General features: G+C 46.3%; 7 protein-coding genes. 2 read left to right on the forward strand and 5 right to left on the reverse strand.

The features are described from left to right. Positions 1-7: 7 nt before the first annotated feature. Complete coding sequence (locus G462_RS24620) at positions 8-178, reverse strand: hypothetical protein (protein ID WP_157378698.1); 171 nt, start codon at positions 176-178, stop codon at positions 8-10. A gap of 329 nt (positions 179-507) precedes the next feature. Between G462_RS24620 and G462_RS0119840 the strand changes: the two genes are divergently transcribed. Next, positions 508-837 carry a GIY-YIG nuclease family protein gene (locus tag G462_RS0119840; protein WP_026960529.1) on the forward strand — a complete coding sequence of 110 codons (330 nt, stop codon included), beginning with the start codon at positions 508-510 and terminating at the stop codon, positions 835-837. On the opposite strand, the gene G462_RS25175 is transcribed toward G462_RS0119840, so the two are convergent. The 4 genes from G462_RS25175 to G462_RS0119860 form a co-directional block, all read right to left on the reverse strand. Then, on the reverse strand, positions 834-1,124 hold the full coding sequence (locus G462_RS25175) for a tyrosine-type recombinase/integrase (RefSeq protein ID WP_084405152.1): 291 nt from the start codon (positions 1,122-1,124) through the stop codon (positions 834-836). The two genes, G462_RS0119840 and G462_RS25175, sit on opposite strands and share 4 nt — an antisense overlap. Positions 1,125-1,609: 485 nt before the next feature. Continuing rightward, complete coding sequence (locus tag G462_RS0119850; RefSeq protein ID WP_026960531.1) at positions 1,610-1,903, reverse strand: hypothetical protein; 294 nt, start codon at positions 1,901-1,903, stop codon at positions 1,610-1,612. Positions 1,904-1,971: 68 nt separating this feature from the next. Further along, a complete protein-coding gene (locus tag G462_RS0119855; RefSeq protein WP_157378699.1) occupies positions 1,972-2,172 on the reverse strand; it encodes a hypothetical protein in 201 nt (66 codons plus the stop codon). 637 nt (positions 2,173-2,809) lie between these two features. After that, the gene (locus tag G462_RS0119860; protein WP_026960533.1) at positions 2,810-4,267 is read right to left on the reverse strand and encodes a restriction endonuclease subunit S domain-containing protein; all 1,458 of its coding nucleotides are present in this window, start codon (positions 4,265-4,267) and stop codon (positions 2,810-2,812) included. Positions 4,268-4,481: 214 nt separating this feature from the next. Between G462_RS0119860 and G462_RS0119865 the strand changes: the two genes are divergently transcribed. Next, positions 4,482-5,309, forward strand: coding sequence for a hypothetical protein (locus G462_RS0119865; protein WP_026960534.1), 828 nt, complete (start codon positions 4,482-4,484; stop codon positions 5,307-5,309). The last annotated feature ends 1,141 nt before the right edge of the window (positions 5,310-6,450 follow it).

Raw genomic sequence — 6,450 nt, forward strand, 5'->3', positions numbered from 1 at the left:
AATATCCTTACTTGGTTTCGTTTAACATTTTCCTGATGGCGCTATGCAAGTTAGCGCGATCAGGAGTTGTATCTAACACTACTTCAAGCATCATCCGTAACCCGGCGTTTTGAGTTGCTAGCAGCTGTTTTTCTAGTTCCAGCTGTGCGATCTGCTGTTTGAGCGTTAGCTTTGCCATGCCAAAATTTCCCTTACTCTTCCAATTTCAACTGTAAGTCACGCCTCGGGCTATATAGCGTGTGGTTGAAAACCACGAAGCCTTTATTAATCCACTGTGTGACCTGCTGAGGCTTAACCCCTTGAGCCACAGCAAACTCTGCTTGTGACCCGTTGTAGTACTCTTCGATGTACTTAATTAATTCCATACTCATTAATATAAAGTGTTTCGCTTTATTTGCAAGGTTTAAATAAAGTAATTTACTTTAGTGTGAGCATATCAGCATTTTGGGGTATATACACCCTTCAACCTGCTACGCTTGTGGTAGTTGTCACAATGGAATTACCTGTTTGCGCCAGAAAGTTTACTTGATAGCCAATGACTTAAGTGGCTTTATCAAGATCGGTATCAGCCGAGAGCCAAAGAAGCGCAAGGCCGGGTTAGAGAGCGCTTGCGGATACCGTTTAAGGCTGGTCGCAGCCCGGACACCAAAACGCGAAGCAAGAGAAGTAGAACTAGAGCTGCACGAACTATTTAAGGGGCGTCGCAAGCTCGGTGAGTGGTTCGATATTGACGAAGAAACAGCCAAGCAAGCGTTATTAAAAGCCTGCCCGGTCGCTAAACCCTCCAATAACCCTTATGCGTGGCGAAGGCACTGGCACCGACGAAGACGTGGTTAGAACTTCGGTGACTTGCCGCTAAACAAGCGTTCGTGAGCCTCATCGAACGCGGCTAAATCAAGATCGCTATATAGACTTTGAGACTCAATACAGCTGTGCCCCAGCACACCCTGAATGACTGTTTCATCTACTCCGCGTCTGCTGAGTGCATCGGCCACACTACGCCGACCCGAGTGACTCGAACACTCTGCCAGCGTAGTACCTTGGAAAAACCGGGCTGTCAGGATGTAGACCTCTATATTCTTTGGGCGAACCAAGCATGATCCCTTTTTGCACCCGCATATCAAACCAACTGTTTAGCGCTGCGCGTTGGTCTTTGACTACCACTGGTGCCACCGTGGGGTTGCTCCCTTTAGTCGCTGACGCTCTTATGCGGGTCATAGGGCACAGCGAGCCATCTGGGTACAACGCTTCGCGAACTAACCAGCCAGCTATCTCCACAGCCCTAAATGCGCTTGCGTAGCAACACCAAAGCATCGTTGTATCCCGCGCTACTAACACTGGATCTTTGTCTCTAATATCAATCCGCATTAGCAAAGTTCGGAACTCACGAGGGCTGATAACACCCGCTTGCTTGGGTCTGAAGCCTCCAACTGGGTCCAGCGTTTTAGGTAGTGGTCGGACCAAGGCTATTCCTCCAGATCGGGCTAAAAGCCTTACTCAATACGATTTTTGAGCATCTAGGGTAACAATAGCCCATGAATACCGGGCAGTAAGGAAACAAACGCCCAGAACGGGCATAAAGAAAAGGCGCTCATTGAGCGCCCTGTGTTCAGTAAGAAGCGTTTAAAAATTTCGTTAGAAACACAAAACCGTCTTCTTCCAGTTCTGCTTTTGTTTGCTTGTTATTTAGCACTACTGCTCCTAACCGTTCACGCGTCCTTGGTTTGGGCTTTTGCGCCACAATTCTCGTCGAAACTGCATTTCGGCGATGGCGACGACAATGGTCTACAACAGCTACTCTTGCTGTGGGCTCACCACCGAATAGCGCTACATGTGCTGTCATTTTTTCTACTGACCCGTCTTCAAGGCCAACTTCCACTAGATACACCACGCCTTGTTGCATTTTCCCTTCTCAAATTCCACAAATTCCACAACTCCATTATGGTACGCATTGCGTACCTTTTCAAGTATTTATTTTGTGCGCTGCGCATCACTTCTGACACGCTCAATCGCATCTTTGGCGAGGGGCGGTAACACCCTGTAATCTTTTGATGTTTCAGCCATTCGATATGTCTTTAGGGCGCGAGGTTTAATGTTCGCTAGTTCAGCGAGCTTATCCCACGTAACACCAAGTTCTACCTTCACACCTTTGAGATATTCCTGTTGGCTCATGCTCTCACTCAATAATACGCATTGCGTACCATTGTGTTTCATTTCTTTCTGGAGGGCAAGGTGACTTTGATAGGGTTTCGAGTTGAATAGAGATTCTTGTGTGCTTCGAGAGCATGGCCCAGCACGCCCTGTATCGTTGTGCGGTCAACACCCCGCCTTCTCATGGCATCGGTGTTATCACTCCTAATTCGTGTCATCGATACCAGTTGACCGTTCGGATATAGCGCTTCTCTACCCGAACCTATAGTGCCGAAGACATGCTAAACGCCAAGGTATCTTTAGCGGACGCAGAGCTGGTGGTTGGCAGTGTTGCCTGCATTAGCGCAGCGTTGGCGCAACGTGGCTGCACAGTGCCGCCAGCGGACTAATACCCCAACTGCTGATCCGGTCATTTACATCGTCGTATGGGCAGGTGTGCCCAAAAGTATGAAAAGGCGCGGCAAAACCACATGTCTAACCTAAAACGAGGCTGTAATCGGCGGGATGGGAGTGCTAGGCAAGATCTCATTCACGAAGGGCTTATGGAACAGTCTAGGCAGCAGGAGCGGGAAGCCGAAAACGAGTATGAAGCTCAGAAAAGTTGTATCTGACCTCAAAAAGATGCTTTCACAACCGTAGCGTAAGCTCGGCTTAGGGATTATGAGGTGATGAATGTTTTGCTAACGGAACAAACTAAGTCATCGTGTAACCGTTTCTGTTCCAAGTAGTTGCTGATGCGCAAGCCATAACGTTCATCGGCTGCCAGATCGTAGTCATCGCCATACAGAAACAGACTCATCTCTAGTCCGTAACTTCTAACCGATTGGGACTCACTGCCAACCATTTGAAGGTTGAGCTTCTCAGCTAACCAGTTGAATACTTCAAGGGCTGAGCGCTTCCCGTTAAACAACTGAAGCACCCGAATAATACGCTTGATGTTCATGTCCACTTTCAGGTAATTGTTTGCTTCAAACTCACTGTGCAGGAATACCATTAACTGCAAGAACTCATCTTGTTCTTGGAGCAACTCTACTGATGCTATGGGGTTGTTGGCATTGGTCCTGACCTGGTTAACTAGCATTCGATGTATGTTGTCAGGAAACTCAATCAACGCGATCTGCTTGTCTTTTTTGCCTTCTTTTCGGAAGCTTAAGGTCGAGATAAATCTGAAAGAAAATTCATTGATGCCACCAGCGTCAAGGTTAAGCTGTTGCAAAAATGTCTTCGGTAGATCTCGTATATCCACAAAGCTGCGATATGTCCGATTGAGGCTGTTATACACTTGCCTAGTCGTATCCCCGGAGCGTTCTTGAGCGATGGACTTCGATGACTTCTCTTTGATGTCGTAGAGGGGGATTTTGAACTGCCGGAACGAACTTAAGCTTCGATTGGGCTGGTGCGCTTGATGGTGACGCAAAATTTCTTCTGCACACGTAAGCGTTGCCAGGTAATAGCGAAAATCGGGGTTAATCTTAAATACGCCGAATTCCTCAGTGGAGGTAGTCTCTACAACAGCCTCCTCCCCCATGATTTTGATCGTATGCTTGTAGCTATTACGTCGGTGCAAAGAAGGTGACATCACCTTCGACAGGAACTGGCCCAAAAATGAAAACAAGGTGACTTGGTGCTGCTCAAACATGTCCCCAAGTTTACCCATTGACGTGGCTAGCTCTGCACTTGAGATGGTTTCAAGTTTCGCCTTGCGGGCTTCTTGCTTGATGCGAAACTTGTCTGCATTTGCAATAACGATGTCTACAGGATCGTTAAGCGTAAAACAGCGTATCGCATACTTGGTGTTGTTCTTATATACCGTTTCTACATTGATTAGTTTGATATCGTTGATCAGCCGTTTTATTAGACGTTCGACGGTGGTGCGTCCCCAGCCCCGGCCCAGCGAATCGAAGTACCTCGCCGATACAAGATAGTAATTGTCATGCTGTTCGATGAACTCGTTGCCGGCAGTACTCAGCTTGTACAGCGCTTTGAGAAAGGCTTGAAGCTTTGGATCTTCGTCGATTAGCAACTCTTTGTTATGCGCAAACATATACATCCAATCGTAATCACATGAAAAGGAGATAAACGGTGGTTGTAGTTCAGTATCGAGCTGGTCGCGCATTAAGGGTCACTGGCTAGTCATCTTTGTTATAGAAATAATACACAACAGAGACCTCTCTCGCTAACTAAAAAAGGCGTTATTTTAGAGTGGGTTAGCATTGGATCAGATCTTATTAGTATTGGATCGTTTTTCTTTAGTATTGGATCAATTTAGATCGTGATCTCCAAGCCTGCAAAATTGAAAGGGGCTATCTGCTGTGTAAAATCAAAGCGTTATGATCAATAAACGTATCGTCTTCAAGCAAATCGCTCAGTATCGCAATGGTTCTGAGTTCGAGGTATCTAGTATCACTCGTCACCGGGGCATGTTAGAGATCCTAGAAGACTTTCAGTCGCGTTTTGATACCGGGTACCTGTTTACCACAGACGCCTGGGCCATTTTTAGAAACCAGTGTAACAAGCGCGCCCTCCCCCACCAATCTCTGGTCGACAAGTTATTGTCGGTGGTATCGCATACCATTTATAACCTAGAGTTCGCTGGCAACCTCAAGGGTAAGGACTTCTTCAGGTTAACCCTACCCATTGCCGCAATAGCGGAAAGGTGTGATCTGCTGGGTGGTAGTGAGCAGCGGCAGCGTTGGGATCGGGTATCCCGGTTCTACAAGGACTTAGAGACCGCCGGTATGGCAGTTATCAAGACTAAGTACAATCCCTCTACTAAGCGCTGTTCCATTGGTGAGGTCTTCATATCAAGCGACTTTTTCAAGCTAGTCTGTAGCAAGGCATTGGGCAGTATCAAAAAGATTATCGGGAACTTAAATAGGTTTGACTCTCGTAAAGCAGCCTTAGCTAAGCGCCGTAAGCTATTTGGCTCTACGCCGTTTCTGACGTCAGCTGGCAGTTATGCGGACAACAGTATTGCCGAACCTGGTGGAATTGATGGTGTGTTAACGTCGTTAGCAGCTCAATCTCCTGAGAATCAGGAGCAAACGTTCAAATCTTTGCTAGCAAACCACACGATTGAAGACATCTGTAACGCCAAGTCTTTTCGCCTGTTAAATCAACCCCAAGTCGCTCTTTTCCTACAGTTAGCCAGTGCCTAACTAACGCTCTATCAACTTGGCATTAGTATTGGATCAAATATTTGTTCAATAATCGGCCATCACTTGGGATAACTCACTATTTATGTGCGGCCCAACCCGCATTAATACTACTAAGCGCCTGTCTCTGCTAATTTCAGTGCGCCATACACTGCACTATATGCTATGTAGCTATATATATACTTTGTTCATATACTTATTCTATATAACAGTGGGTTGGTGGTTTCTTTCTTCTAGAGGTCTTTTAGGTAGGAATGTGTCTGAGCACATCACTGATTGTAGCAAGAGTTGGCCGTCAGTGTAAGGACTGTCAGCGCTCATAGGTCGTCATCTAAACCTTTACCAATTTTCCATTGAACTAATGCTAAATCCTTTAGGAGCGTGTGTTACCGAGTCGTTCCTGTTAATGTGTTCATCAGGCAACTCAATGAATACTAACCGCTGCGTGGACTGGATCCCCTTAAATGAGATCTGTGTCCAAATTTCAAACCCATTAATACTAATGGGCTCTTCGGTCCATGGAGTCATTTTCTCTTTAGTGAACAAGCGATGCTAAAGTACCAGGGCCTGAATGGTAAGAGGACTCTCTGCAACTGTTTTCAACACAATGTGCATTCAATACTAACCGGAGAAGGTGCCTGTGTGCCCTACCCTATTTACATGGCTTTTTTGCTAAGTTTGTTTTTGAGGGCGCTCCTTCGTTCCATGGAGCGCTTGCGGCACGGGGAATTGTTTGAACCAGTTCACAAACCAATACCATTTTTCGCCTCAATGCATACTAATTCGAGTATTGCTCATACAAGCGCATAGCTTTCTAAGTTAATGGAGTAGACCTCTCTTCGTTCCATGGAACGACTTTGGTTACAAGCTGTTAGCGCTCGCTAAAGCAACAACCGCTAACTGATACCACGATGCTATCTAAGCAATACTAATCGTGACTGGTCGTTCCATGGAATGAGTTGTCTATATATCACTACTTACCCGTCTGTTTGAGCTTTGCATATCTACAACCGACCAATGCCGAGATCATCCATATACTAGGAGGTCGTTCCATGGAACGATGACGTGGCATGCTTGTGTCTGTGGAGTTCGAAGTTAGCCGGGCCGAATTTGATTCCAAAATTCACCCTGAGCAATGCTAATT

It is taken from the genome of Aliagarivorans taiwanensis DSM 22990 (assembly GCF_000429505.1).
In the GTDB taxonomy this organism is placed as follows: domain Bacteria; phylum Pseudomonadota; class Gammaproteobacteria; order Enterobacterales; family Celerinatantimonadaceae; genus Aliagarivorans; species Aliagarivorans taiwanensis.